General features: G+C 72.1%; 15 protein-coding genes and 1 pseudogene. 10 read left to right on the forward strand and 6 right to left on the reverse strand.

Annotated elements, in window-relative coordinates; all coding sequences use genetic code 11:
- Positions 1-31 precede the first annotated feature (31 nt).
- Complete coding sequence (locus ACIA5D_RS10215) at positions 32-2,236, forward strand: serine/threonine-protein kinase (protein WP_396029564.1); 2,205 nt, start codon at positions 32-34, stop codon at positions 2,234-2,236.
- Between the two features lie 239 nt (positions 2,237-2,475).
- Positions 2,476-3,219, forward strand: a complete 744-nt coding sequence (locus tag ACIA5D_RS10220) for an SDR family NAD(P)-dependent oxidoreductase (protein WP_396029565.1) — start codon at positions 2,476-2,478, stop codon at positions 3,217-3,219.
- Between the two features lie 103 nt (positions 3,220-3,322).
- Here ACIA5D_RS10220 and ACIA5D_RS10225 read toward each other — a convergent pair whose 3' ends face one another.
- Together ACIA5D_RS10225 and ACIA5D_RS10230 are read right to left on the reverse strand one after the other, a co-directional pair.
- Positions 3,323-3,721 (reverse strand): hypothetical protein, encoded by a 399-nt coding sequence (locus ACIA5D_RS10225; protein ID WP_396029566.1) that lies wholly within the window; start codon positions 3,719-3,721, stop codon positions 3,323-3,325.
- 95 nt (positions 3,722-3,816) lie between these two features.
- Positions 3,817-4,062, reverse strand: coding sequence for a hypothetical protein (locus tag ACIA5D_RS10230; protein WP_396029567.1), 246 nt, complete (start codon positions 4,060-4,062; stop codon positions 3,817-3,819).
- A 159-nt stretch (positions 4,063-4,221) separates the two neighbouring features.
- Here ACIA5D_RS10230 and ACIA5D_RS10235 point away from each other — a divergent pair, with 159 nt between their 5' ends.
- From ACIA5D_RS10235 to ACIA5D_RS10250, 4 genes are all read left to right on the forward strand, one after another.
- Positions 4,222-6,369 carry a DEAD/DEAH box helicase gene (locus ACIA5D_RS10235; RefSeq protein ID WP_396030338.1) on the forward strand — a complete coding sequence of 716 codons (2,148 nt, stop codon included), beginning with the start codon at positions 4,222-4,224 and terminating at the stop codon, positions 6,367-6,369.
- A 195-nt stretch (positions 6,370-6,564) separates the two neighbouring features.
- Positions 6,565-6,870, forward strand: a complete 306-nt coding sequence (locus ACIA5D_RS10240) for a metal-sensitive transcriptional regulator (RefSeq protein ID WP_396029568.1) — start codon at positions 6,565-6,567, stop codon at positions 6,868-6,870.
- A 24-nt stretch (positions 6,871-6,894) separates the two neighbouring features.
- Positions 6,895-7,107, forward strand: coding sequence for a heavy-metal-associated domain-containing protein (locus ACIA5D_RS10245; RefSeq protein ID WP_396029569.1), 213 nt, complete (start codon positions 6,895-6,897; stop codon positions 7,105-7,107).
- Positions 7,100-8,611 carry a hypothetical protein gene (locus tag ACIA5D_RS10250; RefSeq protein ID WP_396029570.1) on the forward strand — a complete coding sequence of 504 codons (1,512 nt, stop codon included), beginning with the start codon at positions 7,100-7,102 and terminating at the stop codon, positions 8,609-8,611. Before ACIA5D_RS10245 ends, ACIA5D_RS10250 begins: the two co-directional genes overlap by 8 nt.
- Before the next feature lie 18 nt (positions 8,612-8,629).
- On the opposite strand, the gene ACIA5D_RS10255 is transcribed toward ACIA5D_RS10250, so the two are convergent.
- Positions 8,630-9,766, reverse strand: coding sequence for a class I SAM-dependent methyltransferase (locus ACIA5D_RS10255; RefSeq protein WP_396029571.1), 1,137 nt, complete (start codon positions 9,764-9,766; stop codon positions 8,630-8,632).
- A 137-nt stretch (positions 9,767-9,903) separates the two neighbouring features.
- Between ACIA5D_RS10255 and ACIA5D_RS10260 the strand changes: the two genes are divergently transcribed.
- A complete protein-coding gene (locus ACIA5D_RS10260; RefSeq protein WP_396029572.1) occupies positions 9,904-10,560 on the forward strand; it encodes a heme oxygenase (biliverdin-producing) in 657 nt (218 codons plus the stop codon).
- 6 nt (positions 10,561-10,566) lie between these two features.
- Positions 10,567-10,866: a DUF2470 domain-containing protein gene (locus tag ACIA5D_RS10265; protein ID WP_396029573.1), complete on the forward strand. Its 300-nt coding sequence runs from the start codon at positions 10,567-10,569 to the stop codon at positions 10,864-10,866.
- A gap of 811 nt (positions 10,867-11,677) precedes the next feature.
- On the opposite strand, the pseudogene ACIA5D_RS10270 reads toward ACIA5D_RS10265, so the two are convergent.
- From ACIA5D_RS10270 to ACIA5D_RS10280, 3 genes and pseudogenes are all read right to left on the reverse strand, one after another.
- Positions 11,678-13,054: pseudogene (locus tag ACIA5D_RS10270) on the reverse strand (DEAD/DEAH box helicase); the annotation flags it as partial.
- 260 nt (positions 13,055-13,314) lie between these two features.
- Positions 13,315-13,539: a DUF3107 domain-containing protein gene (locus ACIA5D_RS10275; RefSeq protein ID WP_396029574.1), complete on the reverse strand. Its 225-nt coding sequence runs from the start codon at positions 13,537-13,539 to the stop codon at positions 13,315-13,317.
- Between the two features lie 37 nt (positions 13,540-13,576).
- Positions 13,577-14,236: a TetR/AcrR family transcriptional regulator gene (locus ACIA5D_RS10280; RefSeq protein WP_396029575.1), complete on the reverse strand. Its 660-nt coding sequence runs from the start codon at positions 14,234-14,236 to the stop codon at positions 13,577-13,579.
- A gap of 210 nt (positions 14,237-14,446) precedes the next feature.
- Between ACIA5D_RS10280 and ACIA5D_RS10285 the strand changes: the two genes are divergently transcribed.
- Together ACIA5D_RS10285 and ACIA5D_RS10290 are read left to right on the forward strand one after the other, a co-directional pair.
- Complete coding sequence (locus ACIA5D_RS10285) at positions 14,447-16,852, forward strand: hypothetical protein (protein ID WP_396029576.1); 2,406 nt, start codon at positions 14,447-14,449, stop codon at positions 16,850-16,852.
- Positions 16,849-17,811: an alpha/beta fold hydrolase gene (locus tag ACIA5D_RS10290; protein WP_396029577.1), complete on the forward strand. Its 963-nt coding sequence runs from the start codon at positions 16,849-16,851 to the stop codon at positions 17,809-17,811. Before ACIA5D_RS10285 ends, ACIA5D_RS10290 begins: the two co-directional genes overlap by 4 nt.
- The last annotated feature ends 48 nt before the right edge of the window (positions 17,812-17,859 follow it).

Below are 17,859 nucleotides of genomic sequence, written 5' to 3' on the forward strand. Positions count from 1 at the left end.
GGCGGGCCGCACCTCGGGTCACAATCGGCACATGGGGCGGACGGAGCGAAACGGTCAGGATGCCCCGCCCCGGATCGGGGGACGGTACCGCCTCGTCGAGAAGCTCGGCACGGGCGGCATGTCGGTCGTCTGGCGCGGCTACGACGAGACTCTGGGCCGCTCGGTGGCCGTCAAAGTGTTGTCTCCCCGGCTGGCCGACGACCAGAGCTTCCGGGACCGGTTGCGGCAGGAGGCGCTGGCCGCGGCCCGGCTGAGCCATCCGCACATCACCGGCATCTTCGACTTCGGCGAGTCACCGCTGAACGAGCACCTGACCGTCCCGTACGTGGTGATGGAGCTCAACGACGGCGAGTCGGTGGCGGCCCGCCTGACCCGCCGCGGCCCGCTCCCGTGGCGGGAGGCGGTGACGATCGCGACCGAGGTGGCGTCGGCCCTGGCCACGGCCCACGCACGCGGGGTGGTGCACCGCGACGTCACCCCCGCGAACGTGATGCTGACGGCGGCCGGCGCGAAGGTGGTCGACTTCGGCATCTCGGCGATCGTCGGCGAGCGGGACGCGGCTCCCGACGGCAGCCTGCTGGGAACGCCGGCCTACCTGGCCCCCGAACGCCTGGCCGGCGGCCAGGTCTCGGCCGCCACCGATGTGTACGCGCTGGGCCTGCTCCTCTTTCGCCTGCTGACTGGCCGGCTGCCCTGGCCGGCGGAGACCACCGCCGAGGCGTTGCGCGCCCATCTGTACGCGGACCCCGACCCGCTCCCGCCGCAGCCGTCGATGCCGCCCTCGGTGGCCGAACTGTGCCGGCTCTGCCTCGCCAAGACCCCCGCAGACCGTCCCGACGCCGCTTCGGTGGCCCGAGCCCTGGCCGAGGCGGTAGGCATCCAGCCGATCCTGCCGCCGCTGCGGGAACTCCCCGACGACGCACCGCCACCGGTGCGGGCCGCGGTGCCCGCTCCCGGCCGCCGGTGCCTGATCACTCCGATCGCTCCCGGGGCTTCCCTTCCTGATGGCGGGCCCTCTTCTGATGGCGGGCCCTCTTCTGATGGCGGGCGCTCTTCTGATCGCGAGCCCTGTTCTGCGCCTGACCTCGAGGCTGCTCCGGGTTCTCACCGCGATGCCGTTCTGGGCTCTCACCGCGATGCCGCGCCGATCTCGGGCGGCCCGGGGTTGTCGGGCCGCCGTCGGTTTCGCGGCCGCGTGTTCCGTAGCGGCCGGTCGCGCAATGGCCTGTTCCGTAGCGGCCTGTTCCGTAGCGGCCTGTTCCGTAGCGGCCTGTTCCGTAGCGGCCAGTTCCGCGGTGGCCAGTTCCGCGGTGGCCAGTTCCGCGGTGGCCGGTCGCGCAGTGACCAGTCTCTCGGCGACCGGGCGGGGCTGGCTGCCTTCCGGTTGCGGGCGAGCCTCAAGCTGGCCGGCTGGCTGCGCCTGGGCGGTGTGCGCCCGCTGGGCGGCGGCCTCTTCACCGGCGGAGGTCTGGTCCGAGGCGCCCTGGCCGGCCGCCACCGGCTCCACGCCGCCCTCGTCACCGCGGCCCTTGTGGCCGTGGCCGGCGTCGGCTGGGCCACGACCCGCGAGTCCCCGGACGTGGAGCAGGCACAGGCCGCCGGCGCCGCCCCCGGCGCGATCGGCTCCACGAATTCCGTCTGTGCCGTCCGCTACCAGCTGAGGCGCGATTCGGGCCGTGAATACGAGGCCCTGCTGACGGTGGTGACGACCGACGAGGCGGGCCGCTCCTCCTGGCGGGTGATGTTCGCCTATCCCGGTTCCCAGCGCCTGACCGACGCTCCCAAGGCGGTCTCCCAGCACGGCCGGAAGGTGGTCGCCAAGGGCCACGGCACCCGGAAGACCTTCACCCTGCGCGGCGCCTACCGCGGCTACAACCCGTTGCCGCTCTCCTTCACCCTGGACGGCCGCAAGTGCCGGGCCGAGGTCCTGGGCAGCACCGTCACCGAGCCCGGCAGCGAGGCCGGCAGCGAGGCCGGCAGCGAGGCCGGCAGCGAGGCCGGCAGCGAGGCCGGCAGCGAGGCCGGCAGTGAGCCGATCAGCGACGCCGCCCAGAAGGATCCCCCCGCCCGAAGCGTCCGCGGCCAAGACTCGAAGCGGAACCGCCCGCCTCGAAAGAGCAACTCCCCGCGAAAGCAGTTCCACCGCGCGAAGCCCACCACAACGGCGCCCGCCGAGCCCTCGCTGCCGCCCCCGCCCAAGTCCCGCAAGGCTCCCGGCTTCTCCCTGGACCTCTGAACGCTCCGCAACGCCTTCGCCGGCTCGGGAGCCCGATCACCACGGCGACCTCGGCCCCGGGGTCGCGGTGGCCGGGAGCAGTGGGTGGCGAGGTGAAGTGGGTGGCGAGGTGAAGTGGGTGGCGAGGTGAAGTGGGTGGCGAGGTGAAGTGGGTGGCGAGGTGAAGTGGGTGGCGAAGCGAGGTGGGCGGCGAGGCGAAGTGGGCTGCGAGCATCCGCCCTCATCGTTATGGTCGGGACATGTCGAGGCTTGCGGTGGTCAGCGGTGGCGGGACCGGCATCGGCCGGTCGACAGCGGGCATGCTGGCGGGCGAGGGCTACGACGTCATCATTGTGGGCAGGCGAGCCGACGTGCTCGCCGACGCCGTGAAGTGGATCGGCCCCCAGGCCACCGCCGTGACCGCGGACGTCGCCGACCCCACCCAGATCCCCGCCGTGGTCGAGGCGGTGGGCGCCCGCCCGCTGGACGTCCTGGTCAACAACGCCGGAGCCTACGTCCCTAGCGCCGACTCCCCGCCCGGGGCCGACTCCACACTCGACCGGGTGGCCGAGCACTGGCGGGCCAATTTCGACTCCAACGTCCTGACCGCCGTGCTCTTGACGACGGCCCTGCTCCCGTCCCTGCGCCGCCCCGGCGGCCGCATCATCTTGACCAGCTCGATAGCCGCCCAGAAGGGTGGATGCGGCCCTTATTCCGCGGCCAAGGCGGCCCTGCACGGCTACGCCCTCGACCTGGCGGTCGACCTGGGCGACGAAGGCGTCACGGTGAACGTCATCTCGCCCGGCTACGTGACCGACAGCGAGTTCTTCGCCGACCGCATGACCCCCGAGGGCCACCAAACCCGCGTTGACGCCACCTTGCTCAAACGCCCTGGCGAGCCCCAAGACATAGCCGAAGCGGTCCGTTGGCTGACCGGCCCCGGCGGCGCCTACGTAACCGCCCAGATAATCAACGTCAACGGCGGCTCGGTGCTCGGCCGCTGACCTCGCCGCCAGCTGTTCAGCCCGCCGCGGGCTTGACCCTCGCCGCAGCCGGCTTGACCCACCGCCGGGCTTGACCCGCCGCGGCTGGCTTGACCCGCCGCAGCTATTTGGCTCCGCCGGTGAAGCGGCCCTCGCCCTCGCGGTTGGGGCGGAAGCGCAAGCCCGACCAGCGATCGTCGATCGCGACCTGGCCGCACGGACGCATGTCGAAGTCGGCGACGATCGGCCACAGGGTGTCCCGGTTGATGTCGGCCTTGTTGCCCTTCGGATAGGCCACCCAGAACACCCCGGGCTTCGCCAGATCGGCGACGTGCTCCTCGAGCAGCTTGCGGGCGCTCGCGCCGTCCTCGGCGAAGACCACCGCGGTGCTGGCGGTGGCGAGCGTCTCCACCTCGCGCACCCCGTCGGGCATCGGCGTCAGCAGCGGCAGCCGGGCCGGGTCGGACAACCACACCGTCGAGTTGGGCTTGATCAGGAGCTTCTCGGCAATCGTCTTCGACATGACCCGAGCGTGTCACCGACAAATAAAGTTGTCAAGGAACTTGCCGCACCTCGACGGCAACGAGATCAACGGCGATCGGCTTCGACAACGCCGGCCTAGCGACGACGTTTCCGCAGTTCGGCGACGGCAAGCCCCCGCGCGGCGGCAATGCCGACGCGGAACACGACACCCTCGGCGCCGCCACCAGTCAGGACACCAACATCGCGCTGCCCGCGAACGCGCGGGCCGCCGCCTTCCTCCCTCGCGCCCGGCGGAGAGGCGGGCCGAATGCGGATCGCCTCGCGCGGACGGGCGACCGGATCGAGAACCTGCTGAAGCGCTGACCTGGACTGAAGCGACAAGACTGGCTCCTTCCGCCGTCGAGAGACCCCGATTCTGGACCCCGCCGACCGCGCCGTGCCCAACTTTTTACCCGCCTGTGGACAACCATCGCCCTGTGGATAACTCCGGGTTTTGTCGGTGCGGGCTGATAGACATGCCGGGTGACCGAGACGACGCGGATGAGGGCCGACGAAGCCGAGCGGGCAGCCGTGCGCGAGCGCGCCGAGGGGGTGCTGCGCCGGCTGGCCGGCGACCACGCGACCCTGCGTGACGATCAATGGCGAGCGATCGAGGCGCTCACCGTCGACCGGCGGCGGGTGCTCTGCGTCCAACGTACGGGATGGGGAAAGTCGGCGGTCTACTTCGTCGCCACCGCCCTGTTGCGCGGCGGCGTCACGGCGCAGCCGGGCGAGCCGCCGGCCGGCCCGACCGTCATCGTGTCGCCGCTGCTGGCCCTCATGCGCAACCAGGTGGAGGCAGCCGCCCGGGCCGGCATCACCGCGCGCACGATCAACTCGGCCAACCTCGACGAGTGGTCCGAGATCGAGTCCGAGATCCGGGCCGGCGCGATCGACGTGCTGCTGATCAGTCCCGAGCGGCTCAACAACCCCGACTTCCGCGACAACGTGCTCCCCGGCCTGGCCGCGAGCACCGGGTTGCTCGTGGTCGACGAGGCGCACTGTGTCTCCGACTGGGGGCACGATTTCCGCCCCGACTACCGCCGGCTCCGCACCTTCCTGGCCGGCCTTCCGGGTCGTACGCCGGTCTTGGCCACCACCGCGACCGCCAACGCCCGGGTGACCGCCGATGTCGCCGAGCAGCTCGGCGACGCGCTGGTCCTGCGCGGCCCGCTCGACCGTGACTCGCTGCGCCTGGCCGTGCTCGACCTGCCCAACCCCGCGCACCGCCTGGCCTGGCTCGCCGACCACCTCGACCGGCTGCCCGGCTCGGGAATCATTTACACGCTCACCGTCGCCGGGGCCACCGAGACCGCCGATTTCCTGCGGTCCCGCGGCTACCCGGTCGCCTCCTACACCGGCCAGGTCGAAGACGCCGACCGCCGCGCCGCCGAGCAGGCCCTGCTCGACAACAAGATCAAGGCGCTGGTCGCGACCTCGGCGCTCGGCATGGGCTTCGACAAGCCCGACCTCGGCTTCGTTGTCCACCTGGGCGCGCCACCCTCGCCGATCGCCTACTACCAGCAGGTCGGCCGGGCCGGTCGCGCGGTCGAGCACGCCGAGGTGGTTCTGCTTCCCGGCCGGGAAGACGCGGCGATCTGGCGATACTTCGCGTCGCTGGCCTTCCCGCCCGAAGATCAGGTCCGATTGGTGCTGGCCAACCTCGCGTCCGACCGTCCGATGTCGACGCAGGCGCTCGAGCCGCTGGTCGACCTGCGTCGCACCCGGCTCGAGATGATGCTCAAGGTCCTCGACGTCGACGGCGCGGTCCGGCGTGCCCGCGGCGGCTGGCTGGCCACCGGCGAGCCATGGGCCTACGACACCGCCCGCCTGCGTCGCGTTGCCGAGGCGCGTTCGGCAGAGCAGAAGGCCATGATCGAGTACGCCGAGAGCAGCTCCTGCCGCATGGAGTTCCTTCGCCGTTGCCTGGACGATCCCGAGGCGACCCCGTGCGGCCGCTGCGACAACTGCGCCGAGCCGCTGTTCGACGCTGAGGTGTCGCCCGCCGCGCTCGCCGCGGCCGACGCGTTCCTCGGCCGGCCCGGCGTCGAGATCGCCCCGAAGAAGATGTGGCCCACCGGCATGGCGGCGGTCGGCATTTCCCTGAAGGGCAAAATCGGCCCATCCGAGCAGATCACCTCGGGCCGCGCTGTCGGCCGGCTCTCCGACCTCGGCTGGGGCGGCCGGCTGCGGGCCGTGGTCTCCCCCGAGTCGCCCGACAGCCCGATCTCCGACGATCTGGCCGGCGCGGTAGTCGAGATTCTCAAGGCCTGGGCACACGGCGACGACGCGTGGCCGCAACGCCCGGCCGCCGTTGTGGAGGTCGGTTCGCAGCGTCATCCACAGCTCATCCACACCCTGGCCGAGCACATCGCCCGAGTCGGCCGGCTGCCCCTGCTCGGCACCGTGACCTCGGCCGGGCCGACGACCACCGCGTCGCGGGGCAACAGCGCCCAGCGGGTGCGGGCGCTGCACGACGCGTTCGAGGTGCCGCCCGAGGTGGCTGAGGCGCTGCCCACCCTGAACGGCCCGGTCCTGCTGGTCGACGACCTGGTCGACTCCGGCTGGACGATGTCGCTGGCCGGGCGGGCACTCCGCCAGGCCGGCGCCGAGGGGGTGCTGCCGCTGGCCTTGGCCGTCTCCGCGTGATCGCCGTCTGTTCCTCGCCGTCCGCGCCCGCGCGATCCTGCGGCTTTGCGGCCTCAGGTCGGGCGCGGTCGAGGGTTTCCGGTCGCGCGGGCGGGTGCACGGTGGTGACAAAGGCGCATGTAACGGACAGAATGGGTCAGGGAGATGGCTCACCCGGCGGGATGGCCGTATACGGGGAGGGGGTATGCTCACGTCATGTCCGAAGAGTCGACTCCGCAGCACGGTCCGCATGGGTATTCCGGTGACAAAGCCGCCCTGCTTGGGCGACTGCGTCGCATTGAAGGGCAGATCCGCGGGCTTCAGCGGATGGTCGACGAGGACACCTACTGCATCGACGTCCTGACGCAGATCTCTGCCGCCAAGAGTGCTCTGCAGGCGGTGGCGGTCGGTCTCCTCGAGGACCACCTTGCGCACTGCGTCGTCGACGCGGCCCGCGCGGGGGACCCGACTGCCAAGGTCAAAGAGGCGTCCGACGCGATCGCCCGGCTCGTCAAGTCCTGACGAACGCTCCTGAAAGGCAATGCCATGGCTGTGACCAGCACCTACACCGTGACCGGGATGACCTGCTCGCACTGCGTCCAGGCCGTGACCGGGGAGCTCTCCACCCTGCCGGGTGTGGCGGACGTGCGGGTCGACCTCGCCTCCGGCGCGGTCACGGTGACCAGCGAGACCCCTCTCGCCGACGACGACGTGCGGGCGGCGGTCGACGAGGCCGGCTACGAGCTCGCGCATGCCTGACGGCTCCCCGGCCGACGGCTCGGCGACTGCCCCCGACCAACCGACCACCGACCTCAACCACCTGTGGAACCAGCCGGCCGCAACACCCGGCGGGACCGGCGGCGGCCGGGCCGGCGGTGAGCGGACCGGCGGCTGGACCTATCAGGGCTGGACCAATCCCAAAGCCGCCGACGGCGAACGCGGGTCGGGCTCGGGCGCGCCCACCGCCGAGGGCAGCTCAGGCGCCGGGCCGAGCAAGCCGACCGCGGAGTCCGGCGGGAACGTGGAGCGGAGCGGCCCGACTGCCGAGAGCGGCGAGGGCGGCGAGGGCGGGCGAATCGGGCCGGCGGCCAAATCCGGCGGTGGGAACGACGAAGCCGTCGCGGGGCGGGAGCATGACCTCACTGACGTGGGCATCCAGGAGACAACCGTGGTGGGGGATCGGGCCGGGTTCCGGCTCGCCGCGTTCGGAGCGGTGCTCGTCGTGGTGCTCTTCGCGGGATACGGGATCGGGCGTCTCAACAACGGGACCACCTCGGCGTCGGCGCCGCCCACGGCGGCGGCCACCAATGGGGCGGCCACTGGTGGGAGAGCCATTGGTGGGGAAGCCACGGACGGGGAAGCCACGGACGGGGAAGCCACGGACGGGGAAGCCACGGACGGGGAAGCCACGGACGGGGGAGCCACGGACCGGGGAGCTGCGGACGGGGGAACTACAGGCGGAGCCATGCCGGGCATGGTCATGGATGAGAGCCAACCGCACGCGCACAACAACGATGGCACGGTCAGTCAGAGTGGGGCGGCCGCGACCTCGGTGGGAGCATCCGTCGGGGGGCTCTCGCTGAGCTCGGGCGGGCTCACGCTGGTGCCGTTGCGGACGACCTTCGTGGCCGGCCAGCGGCAGCGGCTCGCGTTCCGGATCACGGGGGCGGGCGGGGCACCGGTCACGAGCTACGCGGTCGTGCACGACAAGCTTCTGCATCTCGTGGTCATCCGGCGGGACCTGAGCGGGTTCCAGCACCTGCACCCGTCCATGGACGCGGCCGGCACCTGGGGGATCGACCTCACCCTGGCGCAGCCGGGGATCTATCGGATGATCGCGGACTTCACCGCCCTCGTCGGCGGCAAGCCGGTGGCGACCACGCTGGGCAGCGATCTCACGGTCGCGGGCAGCTACGCGCCGGCGGCCCTGCCGGCGCCGGCGCATGCCGTTGCGACGGATGGGTTCGCGGTGGGGTACGAGGGGACGCCCAGCATCCAGTCCACCCAGCCGATCCTGGTCAGCGTGGCCGGGCCCGACCGGCGGCCGGCCATGCTCGAGCCGTACCTTGGCGCCTACGGTCACCTGGTCGTGCTCCGCGACGGCGACCTTGCCTACGTGCACGTCCACCCCGAGGCCACGCTGGTCGACGGCAAAGTGAAGTTCTGGCTATCGGTTCCTAGCAGCGGCGTCTATCGCATGTTCTTCGACTTCCAGGTCGCCGGCATGGTCCACACCGCCGCCTGGACCATGCGGGTCGACTAGGGGAAAGCTGCGGGTCGGTTAGAGAAGCTTCGCCAGCGCGGGCGTCACCGACCATTGAGTGGTCAGGGACTCGTACTCGTCGCGCTGGGCGGGGGTGGGGGCGCTGTCCGTGCGGCGGGCTCGCAGCAGCAGGTTGCGCGGAGTGTGTGCCGAGTCGATGAACTCGACCACATCCACCTTGTAGCCGTGCAGGCGCAGCAGCGATGCCCGCAGGGTGTCGGTCAGGACGTCGGCGAAGCGCTCCCGCATGATGGGGTGGCGGGTCAGCTCGCCGAACGGTGACGGCGCCGTGTTGCCCTTGAGCTGGGCGGCGATGTCGTGGTGGCAGCACGGCGCCGCCAGCACCCAGCGGGCCGACCACTGCACAGCCCGCGCCAGGGCCTCGTCGGTGGCCGTGTCGCAGGCGTGCAGGGCCAGCACCAGGTCGGGTGTGAAGGGCAGCGACGCCGACGAGATCGTGCCGGCCACGAAGGTCACGTCGTCGGAGCAGCCGAGCGCCGAAGCGACGGCCGTGTTGCGTACGCGTTGGTCTTCTCGGACATCGACGCCCACGACCTGGACCTCCACGCCCTGCGCGGCCAGATACCGATAGGCGGCGAAGGTCAGATAAGCGTTGCCGCAGCCCAGGTCGACCACACGCAGCGGCGACGGCAACGACGAGGGCAGCGTCGCGGCCAGAGCGCGCAAGAAGGCATCCACCTGCCGCCGCTTGGCCGCCGTGCCCCCGACAACCTGGAACAGCGGATCGCCGGGATCGAGCAGCCACTGCTTCTCGCGATCGTGACCGGCGGCGGCAGCAGCGGCGCCGACCGGGGCGCCGCGATGCACCTGGGCGTCACCCTTCTTGGTGATTCGCACCTGCACCGTCGCCGTCGAGGTCTCGACGTGCCAGTTGCCGAACGGCTCGGCGAGCAGCGAGTCGATCGCTGCCTCCGCCTCCGCGCCGCGAGCGACATTCCTGGTGAAAGGCCGCGCGCCATCGTCGGTCACGATCTGTAGGTGTGGGCCACCCTTCAACGCCACCGGCCGTAACTCCGCCCTGGTCACCGAGGGTGTCTGGCCCCGGCGGCGGCCGGCGGCGACGGCCCGGGTGAGGCCGGGCTCGAGCAAAAGGGTGCGGACCTCGGCGAGAACGTCGGTAAGCGGCTGTGGCATCCCTCAATTGTGCCGCGCGCCGGGCGACCGACCGGCGCATGGAACCGACCGGTGGCCCAACACACTCCGCTCAACTACTGGGCCGAGAAGTGGATCTATAGATACGCTGTCGGCGCGAGAAGCGAGGTGCGCCACCGATGTCCTTGATGGCCGACCCACCCGGGGCGGACCGGCTCTCCGCCCGGCTGCGCCGGGACACCCGCGCCGCGCACGACGCCGCCCAGGCGAGTGGATTCCTGGACGCTCTCGCCGCGGGCCGCCTCTCCTGGGTGGCCTACGCCGACCTGGCCGCCCAGCATTGGTTTCTCTATGAGACGCTGGAACTGGCCGGGCACACGATGGCCGACGATCCGGTCGCCCGCGCGTTCGTCTTTCCCGAGTTGGTGCGGCTGCCCTCGATCGAGGCCGATCTGCGATTCCTGCACGGCCCGCGCTGGCCGGACCGCATCGCCGCGCTGCCCGCAACGACCACGTACTGCACCCGCGTGCGGTACGCCGCCAACTCGCACCCGGTCGGTTTCATCGCCCACCACTACACGCGCTACCTCGGCGACCTCTCCGGCGGGCAATACCTGGGCGACGCGGTGGCTCGCGTCTATGGCCTGAACGGCGACGGCAACCGCTTCTTCGTGTTCCCGAGCATCGACATCGCCGCCTTCAAAAGCTATTACCGCCGGCTCCTCGACACGCTTCCCTGGTCACCGGAGGAGCAGGACGAATTCGTGACCGAGGTGATCGAGGCCTATCGCCTGAACGTCGCGGTATTGGACGAGTTGGCCCGTCGCTGGATCTGAGGACTCATGACCGACCCATTTTCGCCCGAGGTGGTCGAGCAGATCGCCCGCCACATGAACGACGACCACAGCGACGACAATGTCCTCATCGTTCGCGCTCTGGGCGGCATTCCAGCGGCGACGGCCGCCCGCATGTCCGGCATGGACGCCGACGCCATGGAATTCGCCGCGGTCGTCGACGGCATCGAGGTGCCGGTCCGCATTCCGTTCAGCGAGCGGCTGGCCGGGCGCCGTCAGGTCCGCGCCGAGGCGGTCCGCATGTATCGCGACGCCTGCGCGGCACTCGGTGTAACCCCGAGCCACTAACTCCCGGTGGTTCGGTCACGCATCTTTCGACGTACGAGGAACGACGAGCACCCGCCGCGGCGCCCCGGCTGAGTGCGAGGCGAGGCCGTCGGCGGCCGCCGGCCCACCGCGCCCGGCCGGGACGGCCGGGCGCTGCGATCAAAGATCAGGCTTCGGCGGTGGTGCCTACGCCGGCCTCCGACCCGCCGGACATGTCGGCCGTGCCCTCGCCGGTCTCGGCGGAAGGCGAGGACGAACTGCCGGAACCGCGGCTGCCCCGGGCGCCACGGCGACGACGGCGCGGCGTAGCGCCGGCGTCGTCGGAATCCGAATCCGAATCCGCGGCCACGTCGGACGCGGTGTCGATCTCGGCGACGGACGAGGAACCGGCGGAGGAGGAGTCGGCGGCGGAGGAACCGGCGGACGAGCCGGCGGACGAGCCGGCGGAGGAGGAGCCCGCGGAGGAGCCGGCGGAGGCAGAGGACGAGGCGGACTCGGTGTCGGAGAACTGCAGCGTCGTGGGAGCGGCGCGACGACGGGAGCGGGTCCGCTTCGGCGCGGCCTCTTCCGGCGCGCCGGAAGGAGCGTCGGACGAGGTGCCGGCCGGAGCATCGGTCAGCGTGCCGGCCGGAGCATCGGTCAGCGCCGCCTCGGGTGCGGACGCGGGAACGTCTGCTGACGGCGTACGGGAAAGGCTTGAATCCTCATCCTCGACCCGGCGGCGGCGACGCTGGCGCTTGGGCCGCTCAGCTCCGTCATCGGAGGCATCGGGAGCGTTGGAGGCGCCGGCGCCATCGGAGGCCGGCGACGGGGACGAGCCGGACCGCGGAACCCCGCCACGCGGACGGCGCTCACGCTCACGCCCACGCCCCGTCTCGCGGCGGCGACGCCCGCCACCGAGATCTTCCTCGACTTCGGCGGCCAGGCCGGCCCGGTTGCGCTCGGCGGTCGGCAGCGTGCCCGACACGTCGGTCGGAATGTCCAGATCGGAGTAGAGCGCCGGGCTCGTGTGGTACGTCTCGGGCGGCTGCGGCATGGACAGACCCATCGACTTGTCGATGAGCACCCAGCGCGGCATGTCCTCCCAGTCGACGAAGGTCACCGCGACACCCGTCGCTCCCGCCCGGCCAGTGCGGCCGATGCGGTGCGTGTAAGTGTCGGGGTCCTCGGGGCAGTCGTAGTTGATCACGTGGGTGACGCCGGACACGTCGAGGCCGCGAGCGGCGACGTCGGTGGCGACCAGTACGTCGATCTTGCCGGTGCGGAACGCCCGCAGTGCCCGCTCGCGAGCGCCCTGGCCCAGGTCGCCGTGCACCGCGGCGACCGCGAACCCGCGGAAGTCGAGGTCTTCGGCGACGCGGTCGGCGGCCCGCTTGGTGCGGCAGAAGACCATGGTGAGGCCACGGCCGCGGGCCTGCAGGATGCGGGCCACCATCTCCAGCTTGTTCAGCGGGTGGGTGCGGTAGACGACCTGCTTGGTGAGCGGCGACGGGCCCGTGTCGGCGGTGTGACCGGCGTGGATGGTGACCGGGTGGGTCAGGAACCGGCGGGAGAGCGCCACGATCGGGTCGGGCATGGTCGCCGAGAACAGCATGGTCTGCCGCTGCTCGGGCAGCATCGCGAGGATCTTCTCGACGTCGTCGAGGAAGCCCAGGTCGAGCATGCGGTCGGCCTCGTCGAGCACGAGCGCCTTGATCGAGTTGAGCTTGAGCTGCTTCTGCTTGGCCAGGTCGAGCAGCCGGCCGGGGGTGCCGACCAGGATCTCGATGCCCTTCTTGAGCGCGTCGACCTGCGGCTCGTAGGCGACGCCGCCGTAGATCGGCAGCACCCGGACCCCGCGAGTGCTGCCCGCGGCCGCGAGGTCGCGCGCGACCTGAAGGCCCAGCTCACGGGTGGGAACGACGACCAGGGCCTGCGGCTTGCCGTCGGCGCCCTCGGAGGGGGCGAGGACGCGCTCGAGCAGGGGGAGGCCGAAGCCGAGGGTCTTGCCGGTGCCGGTCGGGGCCTGGCCGATGAGGTCGGTGCCGCGCAGGGCGATGGGCAGCGCGTACTCCTGGATCGCGAAGGCCCGGGTGATACCGGCCTTCGCCAGCGCCTCCACGGTCTCGGCGCGGACGCCCAACTCGGCGAAAGTCGGGCTGTCCGGGCGGACGGGGGCGCGATTCACGACTGGTACGAGTGCGGGTTCGGAGTTTTCGATGTCTGTCATGAAGTTTTACGGGTGCCTCTCGTGGTGCGCCCGTCGTAGTGCTGGGCGCGCTTTGGGTAGGGCGCGGGCCACACGCTGTAAAGCGGGCCGCACGCGCGCGGGTCGCCCGCGGCGAAACGGATTCGCGGGGTGAATCGCGAACGAACCGGATCGACGTCGACGGGCGACCAACCCAGTCTACCCGACTGAGAGATCGTGCACCTCAGAGCAGAGTTACGGGAGGGCACCATCGATACGAGGGTGCCCTCCGGTACGGAACCTCAGCGCGTGGTGAAGCCGAACGGCCGGTTGGACGACTCGGCGATCTCCACGTAGGCAACCTTGGCGATCGGGATGATCACCTTGCGGCCCTTCTCATCCTGAAGCGTCAGCACGCTGTCCTTGGCCATCGCCTCGGTCACGGCCTGCTCGACCTCCGCCGGGGTCTGAGCGCTCTCGAGCACCAGCTCGCGCGGCGTGTGCTGCACGCCGATCTTGACCTCCACGGGGCCCTCCCTCTGTACGGGTCTTACGCGGGCAAGGCTATCCGATTTCGGTGGTCGAACCGCTGGTTGCGCCGTCCTGGAGGGGGAAGCTGGCGATCCCGCGCCAGATAAGAGCAGCTACGAGCGCTTCGGCTTCAGCTTTAGGCGTACGCCGTCCGTTCGCCAGCCAGAACTGGGCCGACTGTCCGGCCGCCCCGACGAGGCCCGAGGCGAGCAACTCGGCGGCCTCGGTGCTGAGCGCCGTGTCCGAGATGATCGTGTCGGTGACGGCGGCGATGCAGCCCTGCTCGACCCGCTCGACCCGCTGCCGCACCTGCGGGTCGTTGCGCAGATCGGACTCGAAGACCAGGCGGAACGCCTCGCTCTCGTGGTCGACGAAGTCGAAGTACGCCTGGACGGCGCCCTTGACCCGTTCCTTGTTGTCGTGCGTGCCCAGCATCGCGTCGCGAACCTTGGCGATTATCGCGTCGCAATGCGTGTCGAGCAGAGCCAGGTAGAGCTCGAGCTTGCCGGGGAAGTGTTGATAGAGCACCGGCTTGGAGACGCCGGCCCGCTCGGCGATGTCGTCCATCGCGGCGGCGTGATAGCCGTGCGCCACGAAGATCTGCTGGGCCGCGGCCAGCAACTGCTTGCGGCGCGCGGAGCGGGGCAGACGGGTGGGCCGGGTGGTCTGTGCCCCGCCGGACGCAGCGGTCATGTCTCTCTACCCTCCAGGGGGTTCGGTCTGTCCCCGCGGTCTCGCAGCCGCTCAGTCAATTGTCGCGACGCTGCAACTTATCGCCACTGCACCCACACGGTAGCCTCAGCACGGGCGAGCGAGGAGCACGCGGTGGATGAATCAGGGCATTCCGGTGACACTGGGGCTGCCGAGGGTGGCAACAGTGCCGAATCGCGTGAGCGCACTCGGGTGAACGGCTGGGCGACGCAGGATAGTCCTTGGTCCAATACCGGCGCCGCGCTCGACACCGACACCGACATCCCGGCGTGGCGCCGGCCCACACCGTTTCCGCGCAATCAGGCATATCCCCCCGTCGAGCGCCCGTACGGCCCGGTCCAGCCCGCCCCGGCCCAGCCCTCGACCGCCCAGCCCGCCTCGGCCCCGCCCGTCCCGGCGCCCGCGCCGCCCGGCTTCGTCGGCGAGAGGCAGCCGGGCTACGACGTCAAGCCGTCCGGCTTCGTCGATGCCAGGCCGTCCGGCTTCGTCGATGCCAGGCCGTCCAGCTTCGCCGATCCCAGGCCCGCCGGCTTCGCCGATGCCAGGCCGTCCAGCTTCGCCGATCCCAGGCCCGCCGGCTTCGCCGATGCCAAGCCGTCCGGCTTCGCCGATGCCAGGCAGCCGGGTGAAATTCCCCCTTCCGGGGACGAGGCGCCCTCCCGCCGGGCCGAGGCCCGCCCGCGCTACTCCGACCTGCTGGCCCACCTGACCCCGCCCGGCGCCGAGCAGGCCCGCCCACCGGCGCCGCGCCTCGAGCCGGCCCCCTTCGAGCCGGCCCTCTTCGAGCCGGCTCCCTTCGAGCCGCCCCCCGGCGAGACCACCGGGTCGATCGGCCGGGAGGCGGGGCTGACCTCGCGCGCGGGCCGCCCCACCAGCCTGCGCTCGGCCGAGCCGACCAGCCCCGGCCTGCGTCCGACCGAGCCCACCAGCCCCGGCCTGCGTCCGACCGAGCCCACCAGCCCCGGCCTGCGCTCGGTCGAGCCCACCAGCCCCGGCCTGCGCTCGGCCGAGCCCACCCGCCCCGGCCTGCGCGCCTACGACCTGCCGGCGCCGAACAGCGCGCCGCCGTACCCGTACGAGGGTGACCTCGAGGAACCGCCGCTCCCGCAGCAGCGCGCCGCGGTCCCGCTCGTGCGCCCGGCCGCGCCCCGCGCCGACTGGACCGCGCCCGAGCCCTCCACCACGGATGAACCGAAACCGGCCCGCCCGTCGTACGATCCGTCGAGCTTCCCGCGCCGGATCTCGTACGAACCGGCGCCGCCGCCCGCCGACCCGCCCGGCTACACCCCGCCCGCGGCGTACGCGGCCTTCGGCAACCGGCCACCGGCCGGTGGCGGGACGAGCGGACCGGCTGACCCCGGCTCGCGGGTACTGCCGCAGCGCGTGCCGGCCCAGCCGGACGTGTCGAGAGTTCCGGAGCCTCCGTTGACGGAGCCCACGGCCGAGACGCCGGCGCTGGCCCGGATCGCGACGCATCTGCGCCGCGGCGATGTGCAGCCGCGCGAGCGGCAGGAGGGCTTCGACGTGCAGGCGATCCTGGCGGCCGTGCGAGGGGTGGACGGCGTGCGCGACGCGTCGCTGCGCTCGACCCCGTCCGGCGCGCACAGCCTGCGGCTGGACCTCGCCGAGGGCGCCGACCCGGCCGAGGTGAGCCGGCGCGTGGCCCGGCTGCTCCAGGAGAGAATGGGCCTGGACGCGGCGATGAAGGGCGACGCGCCGATAGCCCCGCCGGCCCCGGCACCCTTGTCCCCGGCCCGCCCGCAGACCTTGCCGCCGGCCCGCCCGCAGACCTTGCCGCCGCCCCGCCCGCAGACCTTGCCGCCGCCCCGGCCGCAGAGCGCCCCCCCGCCTCGCCCGCAGAGCGCCCCCCCGCCTCGCCCGCAGAGCGCCCCCCCGCCTCGCCCGCAGAGCGCCCCCCCGCCCCGGCCGCAGAGCGCACCGCCGCCCCGGCCGCAGAGCGCACCGCCGGCCCCGGCCCCGGTCTCTCCGTCACCGCCGGAGGAGCGCCACCGCGCCGCGCCCGATGCCGAGCGGGTCACCGAGCCGGCGCCGATCGCCCCGCCGCAGCCCGAGCCGGAACATCACAAGGAGCCCGAGCGTCCCCAGGAGGCCGCCACCGAGCATGTCGGCGAAGTCGTCCCGGTCGACGAGCCCGGCCCGCCCCGCCCGCTCTACCCCGGCGAGCACCCCTATCCCCGCGTCGTCATCGAGAACGTGCACGTCAACACGTTCGGCACGGACGCCACGGTCGAGGTGCGCCTCGCCGTCGGTGGCCGCTCCGCCTCGGGCTCGGCCAGCGGCCCGTCCGTCGACGGCTACCTGCTGCGCCTGTGCGCGTCGGCCACCGCCGGCGCCGTCGACCAGTTGCTCGCCACCTCGCAGCACCCCGATGGCCCGGCCCGCTGCTTCGTCGAGCACGCGGCCGCCGTCCCCTTCGGAAATTCGCAGGTCGCGGTGGTCGTGATGCTGTTGTCCTGCAACGGTTGGGTGGAGCAGCTGGCCGGCTCGGCCGTCGTGACCGGTGACGACCGGCATGCGATGGTTCGGGCCACTTTGGCGGCTGTCAACCGGCGGCTTGAGGCACTCTTGTCCCGATGAAGGGCGCCCTCCTGGCCGACGACGGCCTCTTGCTTCCGGACGGCGAAGCACCATCCCCGTGGCCCGCGCGCCGGGTCGTGATCGGCGGGGCGATGCTGCATGTCCGCGACACCCCGGCCACCGCGCCGGGCGCCGAGCCGGCCGTGTACGTGCATGGCCTGGGCGGCTCCTCGCAGAACTTCACCGACGTCGCGGGCCTGCTCACCGACCGCTTCGACGGGCAGGCGGTCGACCTGCCCGGCTTCGGGTACAGCGACCCGAGCCCGCGCTACTCGATCGCGTCGTTCGCGGCGACCCTGATCGGTTACCTGGATCATGCCGGCCGCGGCGCGGTCCACCTCGTGGGCAACTCGTTGGGCGGCTCCATCGCCGTACGCGTAGCCGCCTTGCGCCCCGACCTGATCCGCACGCTCACGCTGATCTCGCCCGCGATGCCCTTCCTTGATCCCCGCCGGACGGCGCATGGCCCTTATCTGCCGATTCTGGCGCTTCCCCGGGCCGACCGGATCTTCGCGTGGGGGATGTCCCGGCTGACCGTCGAGGAGATGGCCGACCAGGTGCTCGAGGCGTGCTTCGGCGACAGCCGCAAGGCGACCGAGCAGCGCCGGGCCGAGGCACTCGAGGAGATCCGCCTGCGCTACACGGTGTCGCACTATCCGCGCGCCTACCTGGCCACCCTGCGCGGCCTGGTCTCCAGCTTCCTGCGCGCCTACCTGCCCGGGCGCAACTCGCAGTGGCGGCTGGCCACCGAGATCACCGCGCCGACGCTGGTCATCGGCGGCCTGAACGACAAGCTCGTCGATCCGCGGGTGAACGCGCAGGTGGCCCGGGCGATCCCGGACAGCCGCCTGCTGATGCTGCCGGGCGTCGGCCATGTGGCGCAGATGGAGGTCCCGCGGCTGGTGGCGCGGGCCATCGTCGGCATGCTCGAGGAGACACCGGCGCCGGTCGCTGGTTAGCGACCCCGCTCACCCAAGATCCGCCCGGGGAGACAGCGATCGCGGCGT

This window comes from Actinoplanes sp. NPDC051513, assembly GCF_044454685.1.
In the GTDB taxonomy this organism is placed as follows: Bacteria; Actinomycetota; Actinomycetes; order Mycobacteriales; family Micromonosporaceae; genus Actinoplanes.